The sequence below is a fragment of the Acinetobacter psychrotolerans genome (assembly GCF_048552595.1).
Taxonomy (GTDB): Bacteria; Pseudomonadota; Gammaproteobacteria; order Pseudomonadales; family Moraxellaceae; genus Acinetobacter.
Map to the genome: position 1 here is coordinate 1 of NZ_JBIMDK010000004.1, position 24,130 is coordinate 24,130.

Annotated in this window: 19 protein-coding genes; 13 read left to right on the forward strand and 6 right to left on the reverse strand. The window is 38.7% G+C overall.

Going from position 1 to position 24,130, the window contains the following annotated elements; translation table 11 throughout:
- Positions 1-393 precede the first annotated feature (393 nt).
- Positions 394-1,308 carry an acyl-CoA desaturase gene (locus ACG94X_RS04670; protein WP_419382582.1) on the forward strand — a complete coding sequence of 305 codons (915 nt, stop codon included), beginning with the start codon at positions 394-396 and terminating at the stop codon, positions 1,306-1,308.
- Between the two features lie 91 nt (positions 1,309-1,399).
- On the opposite strand, the gene ACG94X_RS04675 is transcribed toward ACG94X_RS04670, so the two are convergent.
- Positions 1,400-4,798 (reverse strand): DEAD/DEAH box helicase, encoded by a 3,399-nt coding sequence (locus ACG94X_RS04675; protein WP_419382583.1) that lies wholly within the window; start codon positions 4,796-4,798, stop codon positions 1,400-1,402.
- Positions 4,799-4,978: 180 nt separating this feature from the next.
- Here ACG94X_RS04675 and ACG94X_RS04680 point away from each other — a divergent pair, with 180 nt between their 5' ends.
- Both ACG94X_RS04680 and ACG94X_RS04685 read left to right on the forward strand, forming a co-directional pair.
- On the forward strand, positions 4,979-6,142 hold the full coding sequence (locus tag ACG94X_RS04680) for an acyl-CoA dehydrogenase family protein (RefSeq protein WP_419382584.1): 1,164 nt from the start codon (positions 4,979-4,981) through the stop codon (positions 6,140-6,142).
- A 70-nt stretch (positions 6,143-6,212) separates the two neighbouring features.
- Positions 6,213-7,382 (forward strand): acyl-CoA dehydrogenase family protein, encoded by a 1,170-nt coding sequence (locus ACG94X_RS04685; RefSeq protein WP_419382585.1) that lies wholly within the window; start codon positions 6,213-6,215, stop codon positions 7,380-7,382.
- Positions 7,383-7,559: 177 nt separating this feature from the next.
- On the opposite strand, the gene ACG94X_RS04690 is transcribed toward ACG94X_RS04685, so the two are convergent.
- Entirely contained in the window at positions 7,560-8,159 is a 600-nt protein-coding gene (locus tag ACG94X_RS04690; RefSeq protein ID WP_419382586.1) for a TetR/AcrR family transcriptional regulator, read from the reverse strand.
- 147 nt (positions 8,160-8,306) lie between these two features.
- On the opposite strand from ACG94X_RS04690, the gene ACG94X_RS04695 reads away from it, so the two are divergent.
- From ACG94X_RS04695 to ACG94X_RS04725, 7 genes are all read left to right on the forward strand, one after another.
- The gene (locus tag ACG94X_RS04695) at positions 8,307-10,097 is read left to right on the forward strand and encodes an acyclic terpene utilization AtuA family protein (RefSeq protein ID WP_419382587.1); all 1,791 of its coding nucleotides are present in this window, start codon (positions 8,307-8,309) and stop codon (positions 10,095-10,097) included.
- Between the two features lie 140 nt (positions 10,098-10,237).
- On the forward strand, positions 10,238-11,158 hold the full coding sequence (locus tag ACG94X_RS04700; protein ID WP_419382588.1) for an SDR family oxidoreductase: 921 nt from the start codon (positions 10,238-10,240) through the stop codon (positions 11,156-11,158).
- A 3-nt stretch (positions 11,159-11,161) separates the two neighbouring features.
- Complete coding sequence (locus ACG94X_RS04705) at positions 11,162-12,775, forward strand: acyl-CoA carboxylase subunit beta (RefSeq protein ID WP_419382589.1); 1,614 nt, start codon at positions 11,162-11,164, stop codon at positions 12,773-12,775.
- Between the two features lie 136 nt (positions 12,776-12,911).
- Positions 12,912-14,069, forward strand: coding sequence for an acyl-CoA dehydrogenase family protein (locus ACG94X_RS04710; RefSeq protein ID WP_419382590.1), 1,158 nt, complete (start codon positions 12,912-12,914; stop codon positions 14,067-14,069).
- Between the two features lie 9 nt (positions 14,070-14,078).
- Positions 14,079-14,915, forward strand: a complete 837-nt coding sequence (locus ACG94X_RS04715) for an enoyl-CoA hydratase/isomerase family protein (RefSeq protein WP_419382591.1) — start codon at positions 14,079-14,081, stop codon at positions 14,913-14,915.
- Between the two features lie 54 nt (positions 14,916-14,969).
- Positions 14,970-16,910 (forward strand): acetyl/propionyl/methylcrotonyl-CoA carboxylase subunit alpha, encoded by a 1,941-nt coding sequence (locus tag ACG94X_RS04720; protein WP_419382592.1) that lies wholly within the window; start codon positions 14,970-14,972, stop codon positions 16,908-16,910.
- Between the two features lie 237 nt (positions 16,911-17,147).
- Complete coding sequence (locus ACG94X_RS04725; RefSeq protein ID WP_419382593.1) at positions 17,148-17,813, forward strand: RluA family pseudouridine synthase; 666 nt, start codon at positions 17,148-17,150, stop codon at positions 17,811-17,813.
- Positions 17,814-17,923: 110 nt separating this feature from the next.
- On the opposite strand, the gene ACG94X_RS04730 is transcribed toward ACG94X_RS04725, so the two are convergent.
- Together ACG94X_RS04730 and trhA are read right to left on the reverse strand one after the other, a co-directional pair.
- Complete coding sequence (locus ACG94X_RS04730) at positions 17,924-19,234, reverse strand: MFS transporter (RefSeq protein ID WP_419382594.1); 1,311 nt, start codon at positions 19,232-19,234, stop codon at positions 17,924-17,926.
- A gap of 138 nt (positions 19,235-19,372) precedes the next feature.
- On the reverse strand, positions 19,373-20,014 hold the full coding sequence (gene trhA / locus ACG94X_RS04735; RefSeq protein ID WP_419382595.1) for a PAQR family membrane homeostasis protein TrhA: 642 nt from the start codon (positions 20,012-20,014) through the stop codon (positions 19,373-19,375).
- A 99-nt stretch (positions 20,015-20,113) separates the two neighbouring features.
- Between trhA and ACG94X_RS04740 the strand changes: the two genes are divergently transcribed.
- From ACG94X_RS04740 to ACG94X_RS04750, 3 genes are all read left to right on the forward strand, one after another.
- Positions 20,114-21,334, forward strand: a complete 1,221-nt coding sequence (locus ACG94X_RS04740; RefSeq protein ID WP_419382596.1) for a class I SAM-dependent methyltransferase — start codon at positions 20,114-20,116, stop codon at positions 21,332-21,334.
- A gap of 11 nt (positions 21,335-21,345) precedes the next feature.
- On the forward strand, positions 21,346-21,780 hold the full coding sequence (locus tag ACG94X_RS04745) for a GNAT family N-acetyltransferase (RefSeq protein WP_419382597.1): 435 nt from the start codon (positions 21,346-21,348) through the stop codon (positions 21,778-21,780).
- 393 nt (positions 21,781-22,173) lie between these two features.
- Positions 22,174-22,785, forward strand: a complete 612-nt coding sequence (locus tag ACG94X_RS04750; RefSeq protein ID WP_419382598.1) for a hypothetical protein — start codon at positions 22,174-22,176, stop codon at positions 22,783-22,785.
- A 173-nt stretch (positions 22,786-22,958) separates the two neighbouring features.
- Here ACG94X_RS04750 and ACG94X_RS04755 read toward each other — a convergent pair whose 3' ends face one another.
- Both ACG94X_RS04755 and ACG94X_RS04760 read right to left on the reverse strand, forming a co-directional pair.
- A complete protein-coding gene (locus ACG94X_RS04755; RefSeq protein WP_419382599.1) occupies positions 22,959-23,813 on the reverse strand; it encodes a patatin-like phospholipase family protein in 855 nt (284 codons plus the stop codon).
- Positions 23,814-23,895: 82 nt separating this feature from the next.
- Entirely contained in the window at positions 23,896-24,096 is a 201-nt protein-coding gene (locus ACG94X_RS04760; RefSeq protein WP_419382600.1) for a hypothetical protein, read from the reverse strand.
- Between the last annotated feature and the right edge of the window lie 34 nt (positions 24,097-24,130).

Below are 24,130 nucleotides of genomic sequence, written 5' to 3' on the forward strand. Positions count from 1 at the left end.
AGTCATCGCCAGCTTTTAAATTTAAACACCCCCTCCGCTAACGCAGAGGGGGTGTTTTTTATTGCGCATAATATTTTATAAAATAACAAAATAAAACGTGAAATGAATGAAATCTAATCAAATGTGAGTGTGGAGTTGCTGCACTTTACATTGAGAATTTAAATATATTTGTATAGGTGATATCTCACTTTTTAGAGATAAAAAGTGACAAAATCTTTTATTGGGTGAAAGGTATGTCTTGTACCTCCACTAAACTGCGACATTTACGGCACCACACGATAGAAAGATCATATATGATTCAATAATATAATAAGTATAAGTAAATGGTCAGCTTTACTATATTCTAGACATTGGATTCCAGTTGAAATATTTAAAATAAAAAAGTAGAAAATTATGTATAAGAAGACAGCAGTACCGACAATCTATGAGAATTCTGAAACCAATGCATATGAAGGAAAAGTTATTTGGTCACCTATAAAGTCTATTTGGGTAATAATGATGTATCTTATTGGAATTTATGGTGTTTTATTTTTATCATCTATTGAAAACTTTCTAGTATTTTTAGCTAGTTCTGCTATTACGCTATGCGTTGGGCATTCATTAGGAATGCACCGTCGCTTAATTCATCAAAGCTATGAATGTCCTAAATGGCTAGAATATTTATTTGTTCATTTTGGTGTTATTGTCGGATTAGCTGGTCCTTTTGGTATGGTGAGAACACATGATACTCGTGATTGGGCACAGCGCCAACCTCAGTGTCATCCATATTTTTCTCATCAAAGCTCTTTTCTAAAAGATGGTTATTGGCAAATGCATTGCGATATTGTTTTAAAACATCCTCCTATATTTAAAGAAGAATCTATTCTCGATACTCAATTTTATCGTTTTATGGAAAAAACGTGGATGTTACAGCAATTACCTTTGGCATTTATTCTATATCTTATAGGAGGGGTAGAATGGGTCATTTGGGGAATTTTTTTACGTGTCGCAGTTTCAGTCACAGGTCATTGGTTAATTGGATATTTTGCTCATAATTCAGGTCATCGTTCGTGGTATGTAAAAGGTTCAGGCGTACAAGGCTATAATATTAACTTTTGTGGCTTAATTACTATGGGAGAATGTTGGCATAATAATCACCATGCATTTCCAGGTTCGGCAAAACTAGGTCTAGAAAAAGGTCAAACCGATCCTGGTTGGTGGGTATTAATAATATTAAATAAAATTGGATTAGTTAAAAAATTAAAATTAGTCGCTGATTTAGAAGAACGACAAGAGCTTGTACCGTACCATCAAGAAACTAACGAATAATGGTAATTGTCATTCAAACAGCATCATCCAGCTCTTATTTGATTGAGGCTTTATGCATGAAAAATTGCCATTTACATATAGATGGTAATTTTCAATCTAATAAACTCAACACATCATTTTCAGTTAATTTCACATCATTTTCATGGTCTATACTGAGAATTGATTTGGTTAGATTGGCCTTATTTCGTTGTAAAGCCAAAATCTTTTCTTCAATACTTTGAGTGGTAATCAATTTATATACAAAAACGGGTTTATCTTGTCCAATACGCCATGCGCGATCCGAGGCTTGGTCTTCGGCAGCTGGATTCCACCATGGGTCAAAATGAATCACAGTATCCGCAGCAGTCAGGTTTAAACCTACACCACCTGCTTTTAGACTGATCAAGAAAATAGGAATATCACCTACTTGGAAAGCGGTAATAACTTCATCACGTTTTTTGGTTTTACCTGTGAGTTTTACATTCTTAATTTTAAGTGTATTTAATTGATCTTCAATGATTTGTAGCATACTGGTGAATTGAGAGAAGATTAAAATCTTTCGTCCTTCTTCAACCATGTCTTGAACCATTTCTAATAAATGATCCAATTTAGCAGATTCAACATTTTGATTTTTAATATGATCAAGGTCTAATAGACTAGGATGGCAACAGACTTGTCGTAATTTGAGTAAAGCACTCAGAATCTGAATCTGACTGCGATTAAACCCTTTCACTGCAATTAATTCACGGATATTTTTTTGCATTGTGGCACGAACAGCTTCGTACAATTTTGACTGCTGTTCATACATGTCAATATTGACTTCAATTGTGGTTTTTTCAGGAAGTTCTTTAGCAACTTCTGTTTTTAAACGACGTAACATGAAGGGTTTTATGCGAGAAACTAGTTTATTCTTAAGATTTACATCGGCATGTTTTTCGATTGGGTTACGATATTTTTTATTAAATACTTCCTGACTATACAAAAATCCAGGCATCAGAAAGTGGAATAAAGACCAAAGTTCACCTAAATGGTTTTCAATAGGTGTACCTGTTAGGCATAGACGATGCTTGGCTTGAATCTGACGAACGACTTGTGCAGCCTTAGAACGTGGATTTTTAATATTTTGCGCCTCATCTAAAATGAGTAAATGATATTGATGGGCAAGCAGTAGTTCTTCATCACGACCTAAAAGTGGATAAGTACTGAGGACAATATCAACATTTTGAATATTTTTAAAATGTTCAATTCGATCACTACCTTGTAATACCAAAACTGTTAATTCAGGCGTGAATTTTTCTGCTTCTTTACGCCAATTATGCATCAGTGAAGTCGGTGCAATAATCAATACAGGATGCTGTTCTAATCGACCAGCTTGTTTTTCTAAGAGTAGATGTGCAAGCGTTTGAGCAGTTTTCCCTAAGCCCATATCATCGGCAAGGATTCCGCCATGTTCGGTTTCACGTAAAAATTGCAACCATGCCAAACCTTGTTGTTGATATGGACGTAATTCACCCTGAAACCCTCGTGGTGTTGGAAGTTGATTTTGATAGCTTTGTTGCAGCCGATCTGCGAATATTTTTAAACGATCATTGCTTTGCCAAGGCATACCTAAATGATGTTGTAAGTCTAGAATCTGAACCGCATCGTAACGATCAAATCCAGCAGATTCAGGTTTTTGTAAGATTTCTTTCATATAAATAAAGATTGGCTTAATATCTTGAATCTTAATAGCAAGTTGTGGATGCTCAGAACCTAAATCGATATTGATATAACCATCGTCTTCGAATTGTTCTAGATATTCAGGGTCTAATATGATTGGCATGCGAGTGACAAGTTCACCAAGCAGTTCTATCAGATTATATGTATTGCCATTGGCATCTTGAACTGTTGCACCTACATTGAACCAGTCTGGTCTTTGATCGGACTCAATCAGTTCAAATTGTAGATTTTGTGTAGAAATAAGATTAAATAAGCTGTCTACTGTATGTTCAACTTTCCATCCCAATCGTTCAATTTTATTTTCTGGAATAAGTTGCTCAACCCAGTCATAAGGATTGGCACAAATAACTGATTTTTCGGTGATATCATCAAAAGCAGGGCGTTTATTTTTATTAATTTCTGTAATCCACTTGAGTGATGGAACAATACTTTTTAATAACTCAAATTGTGATTTTTCAGTCGCTAAATCACGGTGTTGCCGTACCGATTTCCCATTGTGGTAGCTAATGAAACTGGCATCTGGAAAGCCTGCTTTGATTGTTCCAGTTGGGTAATCAAATTCAATTTCTGCTATAGCATAATGATTCATTTGACCCAAACGATCGTATTGTGGAAAGCTGCCAAAACGTAGAATAGGCGTCGGTTTTCCATCAAGAACTTCAATATTTTGTGTAAATTGAGCTTGGGGTAAATCTTCAAAAATTGAATAAGGTTGAATGACTTGTTCAAATTCAGCAATCAAATCTACAGGCATTTGTGGCATGTTAATGAGTTCTTCAATCATTTCACTTGAATATGAAGACTCAAGCACACCGACTTGATTTCTAAAGGTATCGAGATAACTCAAAGGATGTGAATGGATAATAAAAATTTGTTTGGCATGTTCAGCTTCAATCTCTTGATGGTTTTGATCAAAAAATTGCGCTTTTAACTTTTCAGTTTGTTGCACTGGACGTGCGTGCCAGTTGAACTCGATACGATAGCTTTCATCAGACCACGTCAGTGCAGGGTTTATGATGTTTAAAGCATAACAATTGCCACTTTGAATTGCAGTTTTTAATTGTTCCTGATAAATGCCTGAAATATCCCACGCTGTTGGATAATAATGAGTATTGGTAAAGTTTAGTTTAGCAAAAAAGTATAAATGATTAAAAATTTTCTTTTCTTCAGATGAAACTTTGAGTCGTCCATTAAGGACATTGTCATAACTGGTATACGCATTTGTATCACGGATTTGTCCATTTTTATTACGGCGAACTTTATAAACACTCAGTTGTAATGTATTGGTGTTCTTTTTTTGTTGGAAAATATAAATCAGTTGATTTTGAGATATTACTTGTATTGGTTTTTCTTGTGCAAGTTGTTGTCTAAACTGATTCAGCCAAGTTTTCGCAGTGTAATGTGTTGGACTGGTGTTGCTGAGGGAAGAATGTATTGTTGCAATATTATCAGTATGTACTGTAGAAACTGTTTGAACATTTGAAGTTACATATTTGTTAAATGGTTTTTCATTTTGATGCTCATAAAAATATCGAGCTAAAGCTGCTGCATGTTTGCAGTTATATCTCACAGGACAACTACACTTGGTATCTGCAATGCTATTTTTTAATGTATGAATAGTAATATAGGTTTCGTATAAATCAGTACCTTCAATTTGAGCTTTGATACTAAGTTTATTATTTTCAAAGCGAACATTTAAACGATGTAAATCAATATCTTTCACATAACTGGCACTTCTTTGAACCGTAATTGTGCTAAAACGAGATAGAAATTGAGTAAGCGTCGTCTTCATTGAGGGATATAAAAAGTAAAATCAAATATTGCATGATTCTAGCTGATTTAAATTTTAAAAAATTAGAAATGATCAATTTTGTCAAAGAAAATGTTCAAAATGAACTTTTTTGCAACAAGTGATTGGCTCAAATACTGTCAATATTACTGTTTTGAATAATAAGCTGGGAAGCAAATAAACATGAATTACAATCCAATTTACTATACAGATCAACATTTTGCATTTGCTGATTCAGTCCGAAAATTTGTTCAAAAAGAATTAATGCCACATATTAATGAATGGGAAGAAGCAGAAACTTTTCCAAAAGAACTCTATAAAAAAGCGGCTGATATCGGACTCCTTGGATTAGGTTTTGATGAAAACTATGGTGGTATTCCAGATACCGATGCTTTTCACATTCTTTTATCTTCAATCGAATTAGCAAAAACAGGTTCAGGTGGCTTATGTGCTTCATTATTATCACATTCCATTGGTGCACCTCCCATCAATCATTTTGCTTCAGCTGAAATTAAAGAAGCGGTACTCACGCAAATTTTGGCAGGGGATAAAATTTCGGCGCTCGCAATTACAGAACCGAGCGGTGGTTCAGATGTTGCCGCATTAAAAACTAAAGCAGTTCGTGATGGTGATGATTATATTGTCAGTGGTGAAAAAACCTTTATTACTTCTGGAATGCGAGCAGATTATTACACTGTGGCAGTTCGAACTGACCCAGAAGCAAAAGGACCGAATGGTATTTCGATGCTGCTTATTGATGCACATAGTGCAGGTATCACCAAAAGTAAATTAGACAAGATGGGGTGGTGGGCATCGGACACAGCGCATTTACATTTTGATGAAGTACGAGTACCTGCAAAAAATCTACTCGGTGCAGAAAACATGGGCTTTCTGGTCATTATGAATAACTTCAATATGGAGCGTTTTTTCCTTGCTGCGAGTAGTTATGGCTTTGCTTTGACCTGTTATGAAGAGGCTTTGGATTGGGCAAAAGAGCGTAAAACATTTGGTAAGCGTTTGGTTGATCATCAAGTGGTACGTCATAAACTGGTTGAAATGGCGACTCGTTTAACCACCACACGAGCTTTGCTCGAAGACACAGCTTACCGTTTAGGTCAGCCAGAATTACAAGGCAATGAAATGATTGCCCAGATTTGTATGCTGAAAAATGTCGCAACACAAACCATGCAGTTCTGTGCAGATGCAGCAGTACAAACGCTTGGTGGCATGGGCTTTATGCGAGGAATGAAGTCTGAACGAATTTATCGTGATGTTAAAGTGAACATGATCGGTGGTGGTGCAGAAGAAATTATGAAAGATCTTGCGAGTCGTCAGTTGGGGTATTGATTTTTTGAATGATCGATTATTTTAAAATAGCAGTATAAAAAGAACATTAACAAGGAAAACAGGGAATAAAATGGATCATTTAAATAACCCGATTTATTACACCGCAGAGCATCGTGCTTTTGCAGACAGTGTTAAAAAGTTTGTGGAAAAGGAAATTTCTCCTTTTGTGAATGAATGGGATGAAGCTGAAACTTTCCCTCGTGAATTATATCAAAAGGCTGCTGAGATTGGTTTGCTTGGTTTGGGTTTTGATGATGAGCATGGCGGTATTTCAGATGCAGATGCATTTCATGTTTTTTTAGCAGCTGTAGAAACTGCGAAAGCAGGATCGGGTGGCGTACATATTTCTTTAATGATTCATACCATTGGAACGCCTCCGATTCATCATTTTGCCCAGCCACATATCCGTGACAAAGTGATGCCACAAATTATTTCAGGTGAGAAAATTTCTGCATTGGCGATTACTGAGCCAAGTGGTGGTTCAGATGTGGCTGCTTTGCAAACCAAAGCCATTCGTGAGGGTGATTTCTACATCGTTAGCGGTGAAAAAACCTTTATTACTTCTGGGATGCGTGCGGATTACTATTCTGTCGCAGTACGTACTAATTCTGAAATAAAAGGTGCAAATGGTATTTCAATGCTTCTGGTCGATGCACATAGTGCAGGTATTACCAAATCGCCTCTAAAGAAAATGGGATGGTGGGCTTCAGATACAGCGCATTTACATTTTGATCAAGTGAAAGTGCCTGTTGAAAATCTGTTGGGTGAGGAAAATGCAGGCTTTAAAGTCATCATGAAGAACTTTAATATGGAGCGCTTTTGGTTGGCTTCAATGGCGTATGGTTATGCATTGGTGTGTTACCAAGAGGCTTTGGAATGGTCAAAAGATCGTAAGACCTTTGGTAAACGTTTGGTTGACCATCAGGTGGTACGTCATAAGTTGGTGGATATGGCGACACGTTTAACTGCGACTCGTGCTTTATTGGAAGATACGGCATATCGAATGGGTAAAGCTGAATTACAAGGCAGTGATTTGATTGCACAAATTTGTATGTCTAAAAATGTCGCAACACAAACCATGCAATTTTGTGCAGATGCTGCTGTTCAAACGCTTGGTGGGATGGGCTTTATGCGAGGAACTAAATCTGAACGAATTTACCGTGAAGTGAAAGTGAATATGATCGGTGGCGGTGCTGAAGAAATTATGAAGGATTTGATTGCTAAGCAGTTGAGGTTCTAATTATTCTCAACGAGTTCAAGAATATGCCCATCATGATTTTTGACCACAGTATGATAGCCAAAAGCTGTGTGTTGTGGTGGGGATACAATTACAGCTAAATTATAAATTTCTTTAACTAAGTTTGATAGGTAGAAATTTTCTATAAAATAATGAAGTCATAATTTTATTTTGTTAAAATTATTTCATTGCCATTTCCCAGACAATTTCCGTCAGCTCTTCCATGGTCATTTTGCCATTCGGCCTATACCACGTTACCGTCCATGCAATTGCACCACCCACCAAACGTCGCCAGATAAAGGCATCATATTTTACTTGACCAACTAGCCGTAACTTTTCGATGACGTCTAACCAAATATTCTCATAATCATTACGTAGTTTTAACAGTTCATCCTGCTTTTCTTGGGATAGTGCAAACCATTCATACACCAGAACTGCCATTGCAGAACCCGTATCACCAGTGATAGAAAATAACTCTGCTCTAATTAAATTTTTCAATTGCTGTTCAGGTAAATCAGACAGCGCGATGGCATCCTGCATACGTGCATAGTGATAAATAATGGTTTGCTGCATAACATGCGCCAAAATATCATCTTTACTTTTAAAATGATGAAATAAGCTACCCGACTGAATTCCAATGAAATTTGCCAATTCTCTGACTGTTGTTTTTTCATAGCCTTGCTTGTGAAATAAATACGCAGCACCCAATAGTACTCGCCCTCGAGCATTATCTTCAAAACAGGCGATGGCAGGAATCTGATCAATCGAAGTTGCAATCATTTTATAAGAATTATCCTTTCGTATTTTTTAATATGAGCAAAAATGTTTACTCAGTATAACATTTTGCACTTTACAAACCAAGCGCTTGCTTGGTAGATTAAAAGTATAAATTTTATTCACGACAATGAAAACAAAATGGGTGTGGAAATGGAAGATCAACGTATTGTCAAAATTGGTTGTGCCTCTGGTTTCTGGGGGGATACCAATACGGCAGCATTTCAGTTGGTGCATATGTCTGATATCAATTACTTGGTTTTTGATTATCTTTCAGAAATCACGATGTCCATTATGGCAAAAGCCATGATGACCAATCCAGAGCATGGTTATGCATTGGATTTTGTTAGTCGGGTAATGACACCATTACTGAAAAAAATCAGTGATAAAAAAATAAAAGTGATTAGCAATGCAGGTGGTGTTAATCCATTGGCTTGCCGCGATGCTTTACAAAAAGTGATTGAATCACAAGGATTAAATTTAAAAGTCGCTGTAGTTTTAGGTGATGATTTATTGCCAAAACAGGCTGAATTTCAAAAGCAAAATGTTAAAGAAATGTTCAGTGGTGAAGATATTCCTACACATTTAGCCAGTTGCAATGCATATCTGGGTGCAGTTCCTATTCGTGATGCACTGGATGCGGGTGCAGATATTGTCATTACTGGGCGTGTGGTTGATTCTGCGGTAGTACTTGCGCCGTTATTAAATGAATATCAATGGTCTATGAGTGACTACGATAAATTAGCACAAGGCTCACTGGCAGGACATATTATTGAATGTGGTGCACAGTGTACAGGTGGTAATTTTACGGATTGGCGACTGGTTCAGGGCTTTGACAATATGGGCTTTCCAATTGTTGAAGTATCACCTGATTCATCATTCATTGTGACAAAGCCGAACGGTACAGGTGGACTAGTTTCAATTGGGACTGTTGCAGAGCAAATTGTCTATGAAATTGGTGATCCTCAAGCGTATTTACTGCCCGATGTAACCTGTGATTTTAGTAATGTACAGCTCGAACAGATTGGTGAAAATTGTGTCAAAGTCACAGGTGCAAAAGGTCGTGCGCCTACAGAGCAGTATAAAGTTAGTGCAACTTACCCAGACGGTTACCGAGTGCAAGTCAGTTTTATGATCGCAGGTCGTGAAGCAATTGAAAAAGCTCAAGTCATTGCCGATGCTATTTTAAATAAATGTGAACGTGTGATGGCGTTGCGCTCTATACCGCCATTTGCAGAAAAATCGGTGGAAATTTTAGGTATTGAAAGTACTTATGGTGCTCATGCTCAGACATTAAATAGTCGTGAAGTTGTTGTGAAAATGGCAGTAAAACATATGTTTAAGGAAGCATGTATGTTCTTTGCTTCTGAAATTGCACAAGCATCTACAGGTATGGCACCTGCACTGGCAGGAATTGTCGGTGGACGACCAAAAGCATCCCCCGTCATTAAACTGTTTTCTTTCCTTATTGATAAAAATCAACTAATTATCGATACCGATATCGACAACAAGCGTACACAAATTCAAATTCCACAAGGCTCGTCAGATCAGACATTTACCCAGCATTCAGTGGGTGATGTTGCTCAATTCACTGGTGATGAAATTGAAGTGTCTCTGATTGATATTGCCCATGCTCGTAGTGGCGATAAAGGCAATGCAAGCAATATTGGGGTGATTGCACGTAAAGCAGAATATCTACCGTGGATTCGGGCAAGCCTGACTGAAGCCAATGTCGCTGAATATATGAAGCATGTGATTGATGCCGAAAAAGGCAAGGTAATCCGTTATGAATTACCAGGTTTGAACGCATTGAATTTTATGCTTGAAAATGCTTTGGGTGGTGGTGGTGTGGCAAGTTTGCGTATAGACCCGCAAGGTAAGGCTTTCGCACAGCAGTTATTGGATATGCCAGTGAAAATTCCTGCGAGTTTAAAAATGCTGTAATTGTAAATCCTCCTAACCTTCTTTGGAAAAGGGGGAGCTCATCCAATTTTTTTATTAAGAGTTGAAAGCTCCTTCTCCTTTGGGAGAAGGTTGGGATGAGGGGCGTTAAGAAAATCAAAGTAATAATTTGGAAATAAAAAATGCATTATCATTCAATATTTAGACTAGATGCTTTTCAGAACAAAGTCATTATCGTGACAGGTGGTGGTTCTGGTATTGGCCGCTGTACGGCACATGAGCTGGCTGCATTAGGTGCTCAGGTCATCATCACTGGGCGCAAAATTGAAAAACTAGAAAAAATCAGTGCAGAAATTATTGCCGATAGTGGCAAGGTTCATAGCATTGTTTGTGACAATCGTGAAGAAGAACAAGTCAAAGACATGATTGCAGAAGTCATTGAAAAATTTGGCAAGATTGATGGTTTGGTGAATAACGCAGGTGGTCAATTCCCATCGACATTGGAAAGTATCTCTGCCAATGGTTTCGATGCAGTAGTACGTAATAACTTGCATTCTACCTTCTATTTAATGCGCGAAGCTTATAACCAATGGATGGCGAAAAATGGTGGCAGTATTGTCAATATGGCTGCGGATATGTGGGGCGGTATGCCAGGAATGGGGCATTCTGGTGCTGCACGTTCAGGGGTTGATAATCTGACTAAAACCGCTGCGGTAGAGTGGGGGCATTCAGGGGTGCGAGTGAATTGTGTTGCACCTGGATGGATCGTGTCATCGGGTATGGATAATTATTCAGGTGATTTTGCCAAATTCATTATTCCAAGTCTGGCGGGCAATGTGCCATTAAAACGCATGGGTACTGAGTCAGAGATATCATCCGCCATTTGTTATTTACTTTCCGAAGCGGCAGGATTTATTTCAGGGGTAACGTTACGTATTGATGGTGCTGCATCACTGGGTACTCGCATGTATCCATTGGCAGATGCGACCAACAGTAAATCTTATAATGGTTTCCATCGAGCCTTCATCCCCGATGTATTAAAAGATGAGCTTGGAAAAGCAGAGCAAATTTCTACCCAAATGCAAGATGATAAGAAGGATTAAAAAATGACTATTCTCCAATCTGAAATTGCTGTGGGTAGTGAGCAATACGAACAGAATAAAGCCGCACTTTTAGAACAACTTGAAGAAGTACGTGTGGTACAGAATAAAGGTTTGGAAAAGTCTTATGCGGCTAAACCCAAGTTTGATAAGAAAGGCAAAATTCTGCCACATGAACGTGTACGTTTGGTGCTAGATCCAGACTCACCTTTTGTTGAGATATGCGGTTTAGTTGGCTACAACATGCATGACGATAAAGATGGTTCGGAAGCAGGTGGTGGGATTATTTCAGGTATTGGTTTTGTCAGTGGTGTACGTTGCTTAGTTTCTGCAAGTAATAGCGCAATTAAGGGTGGAACAATGTCGCCAATGGGCGTGCAAAAAACCTTACGATTGCAAAAAATAGCGATGGAACAGAAATTACCCATGGTCACTATGACCGAAAGTGGTGGTGCTAATCTGAACTATGCAGCAGAAGTATTTACCTATGGTGGGATGACTTTTGCCAATCAGGCGCGGATGTCTGCGGCAGGACTGCCACAGCTTTCCATCGTGCATGGTAATGCAACGGCAGGCGGTGCGTATCAGCCGGGTTTGTCTGATTATGTCATTACTGTGCGTAAACAATCTGAAATGTTATTGGCAGGTCCTCCATTATTATTGGCTGCGACAGGTGAGGTTGCTACTGCTGAGGAACTTGGTGGTGCAGAGATGCATGCTCAGGTAGCAGGAACAGCAGAGTATCTGGCGGAAAGTGATGCCGATGGTATTCGTATTGCACGTGAAGTTTTTGCCCATCTGAACTGGAAGGAACAGACGCACAGCCTAAATAATCATTACAAAGAGCCGCGTTACGATGTAGAAGAACTGTTGGGCATTATTCCCAATAACACTAAACAACCTTTTAATATGAAAGACATCGTGGCTCGGTTGGTTGATGATTCAGATTTTCTTGAATTTAAACAGGAATATGATGATTTAACTGTTTGTGGATGGGCGAAAATTGGTGGGCAGAATATTGGCATTATTACCAATAATGGTCCAATTACTCCACAAGGTGCAACCAAGACAGCGCAGTTTATTCATCTATGCGAACAGACGCAGCGCCCACTTTTATTTTTGCATAACACGACAGGTTTTATGGTTGGAACGGATGCTGAACAGAACGGCATTATCAAACATGGTTCAAAGCTGATTCAAGCGGTGGCAAATACTACCGTACCAAAAATATCTATTGTGGTGGCAGGCTCTTATGGTGCAGGAAACTATGCCATGTGTGGTCGTAGTTTATCGCCTGATTTTATTTTTGCATGGCCAAATTCACATGTCGCTGTCATGGGTTCTGCACAGGCTGGAAAAGTACTTCGTATTGTTGCGGAAGGAAAACAAAAAGCATCTGGCATGGAACCGAATGAGCAGATGTTAGATTTTCTTGAGCAAAGTACAGCGATGAAACTGGAACAGCAATCCACGGCTTTATTCAACACAGCGATGTTGCATGATGATGGCATTATTGACCCGAGAGATACTCGTAAGGTACTGATATTTTTATTGGAAACCATTTATGAAGCAGAGCATCGTAAATTGAATCCAACCCGATTCGGGGTGTCGAGATTTTAATTGTATTAAAAATAGTTGAATCCCTCTCCTTCATCCTCTCCCAAAGAGAGAGGAGACTTCATGACTATATGAAGTTTATGGATAGTCATAGAAATTTAAACACAACAAAATTCAGGAAATAATAGGAACAAACAAAATGAAATTTACCTCAGAACACGATGCATTACGCCGTACCACACGTCAGTTTGTAGAAACTGAACTGAATCCATTTATCCCAGAATGGGAAGCTGCAGGTAGTTTCCCAATTCACGGAGTCTTTAAAAAAATGGCGGATTTAGGGTTACTTGGTATTTGTAAGCCCGAAGAAAATGGTGGTGCAGCACTCGACTATTCTTATAATTTAGTGGTTGCGGAAGAGTTAGGTCGTGCAGCTTGTGGTGGTGTGCCTTTGGCAATCGGTGTCCAGACCGATATGGCGACACCTGCTTTGGCACGTTTTGGCAGCAAAGAATTACGTGATGAATTTTTAACACCTGCAGTTGCAGGAGAATATGTAGCTTCGATAGCTGTATCTGAAGTGCATGCGGGTTCAGATGTTGCAGCGATAAAAACTACAGCAAAAAAAGAGGGCGATGATTACGTTATTAACGGCAGTAAGATGTGGATTACCAACTCATTACAGGCCGATTTTTTCTGCCTGCTTGCCAATACTTCTGACGATAAACCACATGTAAATAAATCCATGATTATTGTCCCTGCCAAAACCAAAGGTATCAGTTTTTCAGAACCATTAAATAAGTTAGGAATGCGTTCTACGACAACAGCAGAAGTGTATTTTGACAATGTCCGTGTACCACAGCGCAACTTGGTCGGTGCAGAAGGTATGGGCTTCATGATGCAGATGATGCAATTTCAAGAAGAGCGTATGTGGGCGGCAGCCAATGCCATTGGCGGCCTAGAAAATGTGATTAAACAAACCATTCAATACACCAAAGAACGCAGTACATTTGGTCAGCCACTCATTAATAACCAATATGTCCATTTCCGTTTTGCAGAACTCATGACTGAAGTTGAAGCGTTACGTGCATTGACTTACCGTGCTTGTGATATTCATGTGAATGGTGGAAATGCGACAGAAATTGCATCTATGGCTAAATTGAAAGCGGGTCGTTTGACTCGTGAAGTTGCGGACAGTTGCTTACAGTTTTGGGGCGGCAATGGCTTCATGTGGGATAACCCTGCATCTCAGCTATATCGTGATGGACGCTTGGGTTCTATTGGTGGTGGTGCAGATGAAATCATGCTTGGCATTATTTGTAAGTTGATGGATATTTTGCCATCTAAGCGTAAATAAGGAGCCGCTATGACACTTTCTCAAGCATTGACCGATTTACAACTGGATGACAGTATTCAATTAGATTTATCGGAAGGCATTCTATCGCTGATATTGAACCGTCCTGAAAGCCGTAATGCCATGAGTCTAAATATGGTGAAAGCCATTCAGCAGGTATTTACTGCAATTCATGATGATGTTGCCATTCGTGCTGTGGTCATCCGAGGTAAAGATGGTCATTTTTGTGCAGGCGGTGATATTAAAGATATGGCGCAACTGCGTGGTGAAGCCATGAGTGTAGGGTCAAATCAACCATATGTTAATTTCAACCGTCAGTTTGGTGCCATGATTGAACTGGTCGATCAAGCGCCACAAACGGTTGTTGTGGTACTTGAAGGTGCTGTGTTGGGTGGTGGATTTGGTTTGGCTTGTGTATCCGATGTTGCGATTAGCCGTTCAGATGCTAAGTTTGGTTTACCTGAAACTGGCTTGGGTGTACTTCCTGCTCAGATTGCACCTTTTGTGGTGAAACGGATTGGTTTGACTCAGGCACGTCGTATTGCCTTACTTGGCAATCGTTTTGAAGGACATGATGCATTGACCATGGGTGTTGTCCATGACGTTGTAGAAAATGAAGCTGAATTGGAATTGGCTCTGAGTAAAGTGCTATTACAAATTCGCCGAACTGCACCGAATGCTTCACGTGTCACTAAAGCATTGTTGCATCGAACATTATCAGAACCATTAAAACCATTACTAGATGATGCAGCACTATTATTTGCCAATGCGGTCAGTAGTGAAGAAGGTTTGGAAGGCACGATGGCATTTGTACAAAAGCGTAACCCGAACTGGTTTGGCGATGCGTAGTTATAAAACTACTTTATGTCATTGAAATGATAAAATATAAATAGGGAAACAAGAATGACATTTTCCAAAGTATTGGTGGCAAACCGTGGTGAGATTGCAGTCCGTGTTATGCAGACTGCAAAAGCAATGGGCTATGCCACAGTGGCTGTTTATTCAGATGCAGACAGTCATGCACGTCATGTCACAGTTGCAGATGAAGCGGTTCATATTGGAGCTTCTAAAGTTTCAGAATCGTATCTGTCGATTGATAAAATTATTGCAGCCTGTCAAAAAACAGGTGCAGATGCAGTACATCCTGGCTATGGATTTCTCTCTGAAAATACTGATTTTGCAGCTGCATGTGCAAAGCATGGGATTACTTTTATTGGGCCAAGTGCGCCATCGATTGAGTTGATGGGCAGTAAACGCTTATCTAAAATTGCCATGATCAAAGCAGGTGTACCTTGTGTTCCTGGTTATGAGGGGGATCGGCAGGATTTAGATCATTTGGCGGAACAGGCAGAAAAAATTGGCTATCCGTTAATGGTCAAAGCATCTGCAGGTGGTGGTGGGCGTGGTATGCGCCTAGTTCAGCAATCTTCAGAATTGATGGAATCTCTAAAAACCGCTCGTTCTGAGGCTGAAAATGCATTCGGTTCAGGTGAGCTGATTCTTGAAAAAGCGGTAATTGCACCGCGCCATGTGGAAATTCAGGTTTTTGGTGATACGCATGGCAATCATGTTTATCTGTTTGAGCGAGATTGTTCTATTCAGCGTCGTCATCAAAAAGTTGTAGAAGAAGCACCGTGTCCTGTTATGACAGCCGAACTGCGTCAGCGCATGGGGGAAGCGGCAGTTTCTGCTGCAAAGTCTTGTAATTATATTGGTGCAGGCACAGTCGAGTTCCTACTGGATCAATCGGGCGAATTCTATTTCCTTGAGATGAATACACGTTTGCAGGTAGAACATCCTGTTACAGAAATGGTCACAGGCCTAGATTTAGTCGAATGGCAACTTCGTGTTGCCAATGGTGAAGTGTTGCCGCTCAAGCAAGATCAACTACAGCTAAATGGTCATGCCATTGAAGTACGTTTATATGCAGAAGATCCACGTCAGGATTTTCTACCACAGACAGGACAAGTATTGAAATGGCAACCTGCTGAATTACCGAACGTGCGTATCGATCACGGCTTGTTGTCACAAGGTGAAATCAGTCCTTTTTACGATCCGATGGTGGCAAAAGTCATTGCTTATGGTAAAACCCGTGAAGATGCGATTCGTTTGCTTGCTCGTGCTGTAGATGATTGTGTGTTACTCGGTGTAAACAGCAATAAACAGTTTTTGGTGAATTTATTACGCCATCCAATTATTGTGGCTGGAGATACCAATACCGCATTTATTCAACAGTATTTTCAGGCAGATATGAGTTTGCATCAACAGACTTTGTCATTGGAACATTTGGCTGTGGTTGCTGCTATTTTCACACAGGCTCAGCATCAAAAAGGTTGGAACACGGGTCTAAGCCCTCGCTTACCGCTAAAACTTCTGATTGATGATCAAAAAGTTGAATTGTTGGTAGAACAAAAAGGGCAGAGTATCGCCGTGGAAACTTGTGGTCAATTGCAGTCTATTGATTTGATCAGTCAATCATCAGAACAGCTTATTTATATTGTTGATGGTGTACGCTGTAAAATGAGCTATGTGTTGAATGATGATCAACTTTATCTGGATACACTGAATGGTAATGTCAGTGTGAGTAATGTGACTTATGCACCGCCTGAAATTGCTGAAACAGCAGGTGATGGCAAAATTCGTGCACCGATGGATGGTGCAATCATTAACATTCTGGTGAATGTAGGTGATCGCGTTGAGAAAGGTCAGACTTTGCTCATTTTAGAAGCCATGAAAATCCAACAGCAGATTAAATCGGATGTGGATGGTGTGGTTGAAGAGATTATTGGACAGACAGGACAGCAAGTGAAAAAACGTCAAGTGTTGTTCAGTATTCATGTCTAAGTGAATATTCTAGCTGAGTGGTTAAACTGGTTAATTGTTCAATCAGTAATGCTTTTAGTTTTTTAGTTACCAAAAACATTTCGTTTATTGGATTCAGTATTTTGGAATCTTGTTGCGAGCTCTCTTCCCCAAAGGGATGGGAGCTTTCTTCATTTCTAAGTCTAAAAAAAGACGATGACTTGACACGCTTTCAGGCAGTTGTTATTTTTCGGCAATTCTTGCCAATACATGATTGACATGCCCATAGATAAGAGCTTTGTTTATCAACCACCTTTAGAACCGCTCGCTATTATTTTTGAAGATGATGACTTTGTTGCAATTCATAAACCTGCAGGATTACTTTCTGTTCCTGGGCGTTTGGTTGAACATCATGATAGTGCTTATTTTCGAGTTCTTGAATTATATCCAAATGCCAAAATTACCCATCGTTTAGATATGGCAACTTCTGGCATTTTGTTATTTGCTAAGCACCGTGATGCTGAAGTTGCAGCAAGTAAAATGTTTCAGGCAAGAACCATTAAAAAGAATTATATCGCCTTGGTTCAGGGGAAAATAAGTCATAAGGGGAGTGTGGAAGTACCATTGCTTACAGACTGGGAAAATCGCCCAAGGCAAATGGTTCATTTCGAATTGGGTAAGCCTGCACAAACTTTATTTGAATGTATTGATTATGATGTTAAAAATAATATCAGCCGTGTACTTTTAACTCCAATTACAGGGCGTTCACATCAGTTGCGTGTACATATGCAATATATTGGGCATCCGATTATTCGAGATAAGCTTTATCACCCTGAACCGTTCAATACGGATTTAACACGTATGGCTTTGCATGCGAGTTATTTGTCTTTTATGCAGCCATTTTCAAAACAGTTGATTGAAATGGTGAGTACACCAGAGTTTTAGCATAATCCATTACAAAATACATTTAGTTGAATAGGCATCAAAAATACTCATAAAAGAAGCCTGCTCAATAGCAGGCTTCTAATACTCTAAAACACTTCACTTCAATAAACTTAAATCTGATTATTTACATCATCATTTTTCGTTTCACGAATGGCTAAGAAAGCAAGAAGTGAAAGAATAGACGCAGCAGATAAGTAATAACCTACAGCATATAAACCATAAGTTGTTGCAAGTTTTGTTGCAATTAATGGTGCAAAAGATGCCCCAAAAATACCTGCCAAGTTAAAGGTTAAAGCTGAACCTGTGTAACGTACAGACGTTGGAAAAATTTCTGAAAGTACAGTACCAATTGGGCCATAGGTCATGCCCATGAGTGCTAAGCCAGTACACAAGAACAGGAATACTAGCAAAGTACTGCCAGATTCAAGCATGCTTGAGAATACTAAACCGAACAATGCACAGCCAATACATACTGCTATAGAAGTTGCTCTACGACCAAATTTTTCTGCCAAGATTGCAGACAGTGGAATAAATGCAGCAAAGCACAGTGTTGCAGCCAATTGCATTTGTAAGAATTCAGTACGTGAATAACCTAGTTTTGTCGTACCCCAATTGAGGGCGAAAACAGTGGTTAAATAGAAGACAACAAAGGTACAGATAGCGGCGATTGTACCTAGAACTAACATTCGAGTATGTTTAGTTATAACTTCTGTAAATGGAATAGTAACTTCTTTTTGTTTATCCAAAACTTTTTGGAACGCAGGTGTTTCATGTAATTTTAGACGAATCCACAAACCTACAATAACCAATGCAGCACTTGCGATGAATGGAATACGCCAACCCCATTGCATAAAGTCTTCTTCAGACATCAATGCGCCAAGTGTTAAGAATGAGCCCGTTGCTAAGATGAACCCGATAGGTGCGCCCAATTGTGGGAACATACCATACCAAGCACGTTTGCCTTCAGGGGCATTTTCTGTTGCAAGCAGTACAGCACCAGACCATTCACCACCTAAACCAAGCCCCTGACCTAAACGGCACAGTGCAAGAAGTAAAGGCGCAGCAAGACCAATCTGATGATAGGTTGGGAGTAAGCCGATACAAACGGTTGAAACACCCATTGTTAATAATGCAGCAACTAAGGTGGCTTTACGTCCAATTCGGTCACCGAGATGTCCGAATAATGCAGCGCCAATCGGGCGAGCAATAAAGGCAATTGCAAAGGTTGCTAAAGATTGAATGACCGCAGTCGTTGGATCTGTACTTGCAGGAAAAAACAAGTGAGGGAAAATAAGAACAGCAGCAGTTGCATAAATATAGAAATCGAAGAATTCGATAGTCGTGCCGACAAGGCTCGCAAAAAGTACGCGAGCTTTAGAATTTGTCTTAACGGTTTCAGTTACAGTAGATGATGACGCCATGGTTGACCTTACACTTTTAAAAGTAAAAAACTAGTTTCTAAAGCGTAATCTTTTTAAAAAAGGCGTAATTTTTTAAAAAAACAACGAGATAAATCCTTTTCACCCTTTCAGGGTCACTGAAAATTGAGTTTCTGCGGATTAGATAACGTAAAGATAAATCGCGAGGAATTGTGATCCTGCCCCTATCAAAACAAAAATATGCCAAATTGCATGAGTGTATCTTACTCTTTTTAGCGCATAAAACAATGCGCCAATCGTATAAGCCAAGCCGCCAATGATCAAAAGTTTGAGACACTCAGGCTTTAAAAAGCGTTGCATATCATCTATTACCAGAACTGCAAGCCATCCCATGACCAAATAAGCAATTAATGAAATTTTCTCAAAGCGATTGATCAAAACTAACTTGAATAGTGTACCAATTGCAGCGATCACCCAAAGTGCAATTAGCAAGTAGTGTGCTTTGGCTGTAGGAAGAGCAATTGCAAGAAATGGCGTGTAAGTCCCTGCGATTAAATAATAAATTGCCGTGTGGTCCAGTTTTTTATACCAATGGCGTTTTTTTTCATCGACTGAAAAGTGATAAATGGCTGAACTTGAGAAAAGTAAAATCATACTCAAACCATAAACACATAAGCCAAAAAGCTGCCAAAAAGGCAAATAACTGCCTTTCATCAACATCAACACGGTTGCGATGACTGCTAAAACAGCACCGAAGGCGTGACTGAGGGCATTAATTCGTTCTTCTTGTGGAGCATAATCATGAATGAGTTTGTTGGTCATGAGCAATCACACTTATAAAATACAGTTGTATAGTAATGGAGTTTTACCTTTAAGGTAATAAGTTTTAAAATCAGAGCTCAAATTATTCGAGTTTTTAATATGTCTCAAGTGGCTACTCCGTCAATTCAAGAACAGCAATTTTTAGATGCTTTTCAGCAAGCCATTGAAACTCAAAGTTTTGATCGAATGATTATGAGCCAATATAAGGGTGAATTAGAGCATTTAGAGAAAATGACTTTTAGAGTCATTCAGCTACAGAATCAAGATGTTTTGAGTTGTCTATTTCGCTATAAAACCAATGATGTCACAAAAAACTATACTTTGAATGAAGCATTACCCATCGTGCAAGGTTTTTTACAGCAATGCAAGCAAGCTAATTTAATGACCAATGAGCAAGAATTGCAATTGAAAAAAAATAAGAAAAAAGACATGCTGACTGTGAGTAAGCAACAACCGATATCATCAAAAACCGCAGAACAACAAGGGCATGATCGAACCAAGCATCGTTATGTCGATCAAAACAGTTATTTTCTACAGCCTTTGGGTATTACCGATGCCAAGGCACAGATTATTCCAAGCATGTCTAGAAAATGGAAACAGATTAATAAGTTTGTAGAAATTTTTTCAGGTGCTTTAGAACAATTACCAAATCATCAACAAGCTTTAAAAATTGTCGATTTTGGTTCAGGTAAAGGTTATTTGACCTTTGCTTTGTATGATTATTTAGCCAAAAATAAAATAACGCCTTTTGTGACAGGCGTGGAGCTTAATGACAAAATGGTTAAGTTTTGTCATGATGTTGCGCAACAATCGGACTTTACCCAACTCGATTTTTTTCAAGGGGATGTCAGAACGTATCACCCTGAAACATTAGATGTGATGATTGCATTACATGCATGTGATGTTGCAACAGATTTTGCGATTCATACAGGTATTCGTTTGAATGCTCAAATGATCATGTGTGCGCCGTGTTGTCATAAGGAGTTGCGTCCACAATTACAAAGCCCAATCGTTTTACAACCTATGTTGCAGTTTGGTATTCATGCAGGGCAACAGTCGGAAATGTTGACGGATACGATTCGTGCTTTATTGCTCAAAGCGTATGGCTATGAAACCAAAGTTTTTGAATTTGTGGCTTTAGAACACACCAGTAAAAATAAGATGATTTTGGCAACCAAGCGTAAAGATTATATTGAACCAGATCAGGCAGTTTTGGCACAGATTCAAGCACTGAAAGCGATGTATGGAATTCGTAAACATTCTTTGGAGTTATTATTAAATGATCAGTGGGATCAACAAGATATTGGTAGTAAATGTTAATGGTAGAGCAAATGTCAGATTTTAATATCCTCTCAGGGCATTGGAATGAATTACAGCACGATGCGGAATTGATTCGTCGTCATGTATTCATTCAAGAGCAAAATATTCCTGAAAATGAGGAATGGGATGATCAAGATGCAATTTCTTTGCATTTCGTGGTTTATGATCAAAATCAAGCGATTGCAACAGCACGTTTATTGGAAAATAACAGCATAGGGCGTGTTGCTGTTTTAAAATCCCATCGTGGCTTGGGGATTGGCAAAATACTGATGCTTAACATTATTCAGCAAGCAGCGAAAGAACAACGGACAGCTTTAAAATTGTCTGCACAGGTTCATGCAATTCCGTTCTATGCAGGGCTAGGTTTTGCCGTACAGGATGGTACAGAACATTTGGATTGTGGCATTCCACATATCGATATGACTTTTTCGCTAAAGTCAGCATAGTAATAAGAATAGATTGATGGCAACGATCCAAGTTGTGTTTTCGATTTCAACCAAACACAGCTTGGATTGGGGTTAAATGAGTGCTTTAAGATTGCCACTATTTTCGAAGTGAATGTTTTGAAAAAAGTAAATCCTAATTTTTTATTTGATATATCTGCAATTATAAGTTGTTCCTCGAAATAATATTTCATGGATGATCATTCATTTTTCACTATTTCAGCAACTCAACAAATCGCGATATAGATCAATCTGTTTGCGCCCTAACAAAAAGTAACAGCGGCGCAAGCAGATCATCATATACAGTCATTTGTAGATATCCTGACGATTATTAAAAATAAGATGAATAAAAAACATATGTTTTATCCTCCAATTTTATTTTTTGGCACATTGTTTGTGGCTTCATATAGCTTTGCACAAACTCCACAAGATGAAATGTCTCGATACGCTTTAACTACGGATAATAATATTGAAGTTTATCAACCACTCACACAATCTCGAATTCGTATGTATGGGAAAAATGGGCAGAAAATTTATTTACAACATTCTTTTGATTGTGCAGGAAAAAAAGATGGAATCCGAAACTATTTAAGCAGTACAGGCGGTTGGAATGCCTTTAAAAGTTATGCACGATGGACGTTTAACCAGTCCAAAGGAATGCCACGGACCGCTATTCAAAAAGAAGTTGAAGGCAATGAAATGAGTACTTATGCAATGCTTTCTTATAAAGAATTTATTTTAAAGGCAAATGAACCTGTAAATTTACATGGATTTGTCGTTGGTGCTCAAAATCGTACAGCTTCGAAAGCACAAGTGATTACTGCTTGTGAACATGCCATTGGATCTTTTAAGCCGCTTGCAGGGCACGATTATGAGGTTTTAGGACGCTATGAAAATAATCAATGTCAATTTCAAGTGATAGATCTTAAAACGAATCAACAAATAATAATCTCAGATCAAGCGTATTCATGCCCTGTCAAATCTTGGAAGTTTTGGAAAAAGGATTAGGTGATGAAAATAATTATTGTAAGAACGTATAAATTGATTCCACCCTTCGTCAATTTGAAAAAGGGTAGGTGATTCAATTGGATAATATCGATAAGGATTCCTTTCCTAATGATGGCTATGACACAAAATATTATTGAAAACTGAAATAAAAATTTAAATAAACTCCATCCGAGTTAAATTAATTTTTGCCAATTTTCAATCGCTTTTATTCCAGTTTCTATACCAACTTGATAGGTATATTTCAGTTTGCGTTTATCTTTACATAAACGTCCAGCCAATTTTTTATCATCAGGTGGGCATACTTCTAAAATACGTTGTTGAGTATTTTGGCGAATAAAATCGACAGTATTGTTATAACGAGTACAGCGATTTTTTAAGCTATCCGCAAAACCAGTATGTTGATTCAATAAATATTTTGAAAAAAACTGATCGGCTTTACTACTGGCTTTAAAATAATGTTGCGGACGAGTACGAATCACCAAAAGGTTTTTAATATTATGCTGTTGTGCTGCCCATTGAACAGGTAATGCATCTGCAACACCACCATCAAAATAAGGTTCACCAAAAATTTCTACAGCATGGCGTGTTAGATAAGGAATAGAACTCGAGGCACGTAAACCATCGATAATATTGTCTTTACCTGCACGTAAATACTCAGGGTAACCTGTGCGAGCATGTGTCAAAACCATATAAAAATCAGGATTATTGGTGAAAAGTGTCTGCTGATCTAAAGGATTTTCCTTTTCCACAATCTCCCACATCCATTGCATATCCAGTAAATCACCACCTTTTAAAAAGCGACCATAGCGAATAAATTCAGGACGTAAAGAATGGTCTAGGTAGAGCTCTATGTTGCGACCATGTTGTTGGGCAAGATAATTAGCAAGATTTGTTGAGCCTGAAGACACTCCAACAAAGAGGTCGAAAGGGTTAAAACTGTGTTGTAAAAAGGCATCGAGAACACCGCAAGTAAAAGCCCCACGCATGCCTCCGCCTTCCACCACAAGGGCATTACGCGAATCATTCATAAATTAAAGTCTAGTGAGCTTGCTCTGAATGAGCATCGCTGAGTTGCATATTTTTCATTTCATGATCAGTCATTTGCATGGCTTAAGGAGCCGCTTCTGTCTGTGTATCTGAAGAGTTCATTCGATGTTGTAGTGCAGTTGTTTGTTTCTGGCTCGGCATATAATCAGATTCACGATTGATTGCTAAGTAGAAAAATACAAGGAATAGGCAACTAAAAATTGCTGCGATTATCACCGCTTTAGAACGCCATAATGGAACTTTAGGAGATACAACATCGATCATAGGAAAATTCCTAAATGAAAAGAATCAAATGTTC